Source organism: Falsiroseomonas oryzae (assembly GCF_027856955.1).
GTDB lineage: Bacteria > Pseudomonadota > Alphaproteobacteria > Acetobacterales > Acetobacteraceae > Falsiroseomonas > Falsiroseomonas oryzae.
The window spans coordinates 1-4,402 of record NZ_JAPSMD010000435.1; the positions used below are offsets into that span (position 1 = coordinate 1).

Annotated in this window: 5 protein-coding genes; all 5 read right to left on the reverse strand. The window is 72.3% G+C overall.

Going from position 1 to position 4,402, the window contains the following annotated elements; genetic code table 11:
* Positions 1-191: 191 nt before the first annotated feature.
* Complete coding sequence (gpmI, locus tag OZN99_RS26335; RefSeq protein ID WP_270938202.1) at positions 192-1,754, reverse strand: 2,3-bisphosphoglycerate-independent phosphoglycerate mutase; 1,563 nt, start codon at positions 1,752-1,754, stop codon at positions 192-194.
* Positions 1,755-1,809: 55 nt separating this feature from the next.
* On the reverse strand, positions 1,810-2,673 hold the full coding sequence (locus OZN99_RS26340) for an ion transporter (protein WP_270938203.1): 864 nt from the start codon (positions 2,671-2,673) through the stop codon (positions 1,810-1,812).
* A gap of 61 nt (positions 2,674-2,734) precedes the next feature.
* Positions 2,735-3,409 carry an NnrU family protein gene (locus OZN99_RS26345; protein WP_270938204.1) on the reverse strand — a complete coding sequence of 225 codons (675 nt, stop codon included), beginning with the start codon at positions 3,407-3,409 and terminating at the stop codon, positions 2,735-2,737.
* Positions 3,410-3,449: 40 nt separating this feature from the next.
* On the reverse strand, positions 3,450-3,956 hold the full coding sequence (locus tag OZN99_RS26350; protein WP_270938205.1) for a 23S rRNA (pseudouridine(1915)-N(3))-methyltransferase RlmH: 507 nt from the start codon (positions 3,954-3,956) through the stop codon (positions 3,450-3,452).
* Positions 3,910-4,402, reverse strand: a 493-nt coding sequence (gene rsfS, locus OZN99_RS26355) for a ribosome silencing factor (protein WP_333779776.1), incomplete at its 5' end; no start/stop codon positions are given. The genes rsfS and OZN99_RS26350, both read right to left, overlap by 47 nt.

A 4,402-nucleotide genomic window follows, 5' to 3' on the forward strand; every position in this document is an offset into this window, starting at 1 on the left:
CTCCTCGGCGGCCCGGCGCCGTTCCTGGGCCACCCGCTCGGCCTCGCGCAGGTCGCGCGGCGACTGGGCGCCGGCGGGCGCGGCGAGGCAGAGCAGCGCGAGCAGGACGGGCCGCAGGGCACGCGGGCGGGGCAGCATGCCCAAGCTGTAGCAGAGACCGCCGGCCGGCGGAGAGCGATGCGGCGTGGCGACTATCCCGCCCCGCCCCGCAGCAGCGATCTGCCGGTCATCGCCGCGGGCTGCGGCAGGCCGAGCAGGGCGAGCAGCGTCGGCGCCAGGTCGGCGAGGCGCCCATCGGCCAGCACCGTGCCCGGCGGCGCGTTGTGCAGCAGCACGGGCACCCGATTGGTGGTGTGCGCCGTGTGCGGGCCGCCGGTCGCAGGGTCGCGCATCAGCTCGGCGTTGCCGTGGTCGGCGGTGACAAGCAGGCGCCCGTCCATCTCCGCAATCGCCTGGCTGATGCGGGAGAGGCCGGCATCCACCGTCTCCACCGCCTTGATCGCGGCGGGCAGGCTGCCGGTGTGGCCGACCATGTCGGGATTGGCGAAGTTCAGCACGATCAGGTCGTAGCTGCCGGAGCGGATCGCCTGCACCGCCTTCTCCGTCAGTTCCGGCGCCGACATCTCCGGCTGCAGGTCGTAGGTGGCGACCTTGGGGGAGGGCACCATGATGCGGTCCTCGCCGGGATAGACCGCTTCCTCGCCGCCGTTCAGGAAGTAGGTGACGTGCGGATACTTCTCGGTCTCGGCCATGCGCAGCTGCCTGAGGCCCGCCCTGCTCACCACCTCGCCCAGGATGTCGGCCATGGATTGCGGGGGGAACAAAGTGAGCAGGAAGGGGTTCAGCGCGGCGCTGTACTCCGTCAGCCCGGCGGCGGCGGCGAAGCGCACCGTCGGGTCCGGCACGAAGCCGTCGAAGCCGGGGTCGAGGAGCGCGGCCAGGATCTGGCGCACGCGGTCGGCGCGGAAGTTGAAGCAGAGCAGTCCGTCGCCATGCTGCATCCCGCCACGGTCGCCATCCGCGCGCAGGCCGTACTCGCCGATCGCGGCGGGCAGGATGAACTCGTCTGTCTTGCCGTCGGCATAGGCCGCCTGCACCGCCGCCTGCGCGGTCGGAAAGCGCGGCGCGTCGGCGGTCACCATAAGGTCGTAGGCCAGGTTCACGCGCTCCCACCGCTTGTCGCGGTCCATGGCGTAGTAGCGGCCGCAGACGGTCGCGATGCGCGCGCCGGGCGGCAGCGCGGCCTCGAAGCGGGCGAGGTAATCGGGGGCGGATTGCGGCGGCGTGTCGCGGCCATCGGTCCAGGCATGCACCAGCACCTCGAGCCCCGCGGCGGTGGCGGCGCGGGCCAGGGCGACGGCGTGGTCCTGGTGGCTGTGCACGCCACCCGGCGAGAGCAGCCCGCAGAGATGCAGCTTCCCGCCCGCCGCCTTGACCTTCTGCACCAGAGTCGTGAAGCCCGGCAGTGTGGCGATGCTGCCATCCTCCACCGCCGCGTCGATCCGCACGAGGTCCTGCATCACCACGCGGCCCGCGCCGATGTTGAGGTGCCCGACCTCGGAATTGCCCATCTGCCCCTCCGGCAGGCCGACATCGCGGCCGGAGGTGCGCAGGAAGGCGTGCGGCCCCCTGGCCCAGAGCGCGTCGAAGCACGGCGTCTTCGCCTGCTTCACGGCGTTGTCGGCGTCCTCCTCGCGCCAGCCCCAGCCGTCGAGGATGACGAGCATCACGGGGCGGTGCGCGGGCTTCGGCATGGGGCGGACCTGTGGATTTCCTTCGCCGCAGCGCTAGGCCGCGGCGCGCCCGGGGTCAACCGGCCCGCTCGCGCCGCAGCTCCGCGACCTCCGCGCGCAGCGCGCGGATCTCCGCCAGCAGGGTCTGCGCGTCCAGGTGCGCCTCGCTTCGCGCGGCATCGGTGGCGACCTGGGCCGCCCGGGCATCGGCGCTCTCGCGCTGCTCGCGCAGGGTCTGGATGCTCTCCACGATCACGCCGATGAACAGGTTGAGCACGACGAAGGTGGCGATCACCGAGAAGGGGATGAAGAACAGCCAGGCCAGCGGGCTGTGCTCCATCGCCTGGCGGACGATGTTGCCGAAGTCGTCCATCGCCATCAGCTGGAACAGCGTGAACAGCGCGGTGCCGAGGTCGCCGAACTGCTCCTCCATCGTGCCGCCGAACAGCTTCACCGCCATCACCGCGAAGACGTAGAAGATCAGCACCATCAGCAGCACGATGGAGCCCATCCCCGGCAGCGCCGCCAGCATCGCCTCCACCACGTTGCGCAGGCTGGGCACCACGCTCATCAGCCGCAGCACGCGCAGGACGCGCAGCGCCCGCAGCACGGCAAGCGGGCCGGAGGCCGGCAGCCACGCGATGCCGACGACGATCAGGTCGAAGATGCCCCAGGGATCGCGGAAGAAGCGGCCGCGGAAGGCGTAGATCCGCAGCGCGAGCTCGGCGGTGAACACCACCAGCAGCACCCGGTCCACCGCATGCAGCAGGCCGCCCCAGGCCTCCATGACCGAATCCGAGGTCTCGAGCCCCAGCGTCACCGCGTTCAGTAGGATCAGCCCGATCACCGTGCGCTGGAACAGCGGTGTCATGACCAGCCGCGCGGCGCGGGCGCGCGGCGTGGCCTCGGCCTCGTCGGCCCGCGTCAGAACTTCCTGCATGATCCCCAGCCCCCCGGCTCCGGCGGCGCAGGGAATGGCGCGGGAGCCCGGTGGATTCAAGTCACCCCAGGATCAGCGCGGGCACGCCGAAGATGCCGCGGTGGAAATGCAGCAGCGCCGCCCACAGCAGCAGGCCCACCACCGGCGGCATCCAGCCGATCTCCGACAGGACCAGCCGGTTGCGGCCCGCCAGGATGGCGCCGAACGGGACGATGGAGGTCCGCGCCGCGAAGCCTTCCCAGGCCGCGCCGTGCCGCCGCGCCAGCTTCGCGTCGATCGAGGGCATGCCCGCCAGGGCCGTGGCCAGGAAGGCGCCGAAGAACACCAGGCTGGCGGTGTCGCCATTGCCGAGCAGGTGCACCAGGGCCCAGATCGTGAAGGACCACAGCATCGGGTGGCGCGTGACGCGCTGGATGCCGCGCGGCTCCTCGCCCAGCCCCTTGCCGCCTACCGCGGTCGGGTTGCGCTTGTGGCTGGCCATGAACAGCACGAAGGCCGGCAGCATCAGGAGAGCCAGGATCCAGCGCAGCCAGGGCGGCGCAGCCCAAAGGAAGCTCGTCTCGGCGTTCTGCCAGGCCAGCACGAGCAGCACGATCGACACGACCGATGCGACGGAGAAGGCGATCATGAACCGCCCTTCGCCCAGACGCGCCACCACCGCGTCACGCAGCTTCGTGCCGGAGATGCCGATATGAATGAACAGCCAGAGGGCGGCGGCGAGGATCAGCAGGGTCATGCGGCGGTTCTACTCCCTCCACCGGCTGTGCGGGAGGGACTCACCCCGGCCGCCAGGCCCGGTGATAGGGGTGGTTCTGCCTGATTGCCTGCGCCCGGTAGAGCTGCTCGGCCAGCATCCCGCGCACCAGGAAATGCGGCCAGGTCATCGGCCCCAGCGCCAGGCGATGCGCGACGCGGGCCAGCACATCCGGATCCAGCCCCTCCGCGCCGCCGATGACGAAGGCGACGGGCTTCCCGGTGGCGGCGCAGCGGTCCAGCAGGGCGGCGAAGCCCTCGCTGGACGGCGCCTCGCCGCCCAGGTCCAGCGCGATCGCCGTCGCGTTGGCCGGCAGCGCGGCGAGCAACGCTGCGCCCTCCCGCCGGCGCACCTCCGCCGCGCTGCCGCGCGCTTCCGGAATCTCCGTCACCGCAGGCGGCGGGCGCAGGCGGGCGGCGTAGTGCTCGTAGAGGTCGCGCTCCGGCCCCGGCCGCAGCCTGCCGACCGCGACGATCGCGAGCCTATTCGTCGTCGTCTTCCGTGGCCGTGGACCCGCCGGACCCGTCATCGGGCAGCGGCGTGCGGTCTGGCTCCAGATGCGGGGCGGAGGGGCTGTCCGGCCCCCACATCCGCTCCAGCGCGTAGAGGCTGCGCGCCTCCGGCTTGAACAGGTGCACCACCAGGTCGCCGGCATCGATCAGCACCCAGTCGGGCGAGGCCTGGGTGGCGTCGCGGCGCAGCTTCAGGCCCTCCTTCTCGAAGGCGTCCTCCAGATGCGTCGCCATCGCCTGGATCTGCCGGTCGGCCAGGCCTGTGGCGATGACCAGGCGGTCGGCGTAGTCGGCGCGTCCGGTGACGTCGAGCACGACGATGTTCTCGGCCTTGTCGTCCTCCAGGCTCTTCTGCGCGGCGGCGACCAGCCGGTCGAGCAGGGCGGGCGCCACCTTCGGCTGGCGGGCGCGGGGGGCGCGCGCAGGGCGGGGCGCGTCGGGCGCGGCCTTCGGGGCGGCGGCG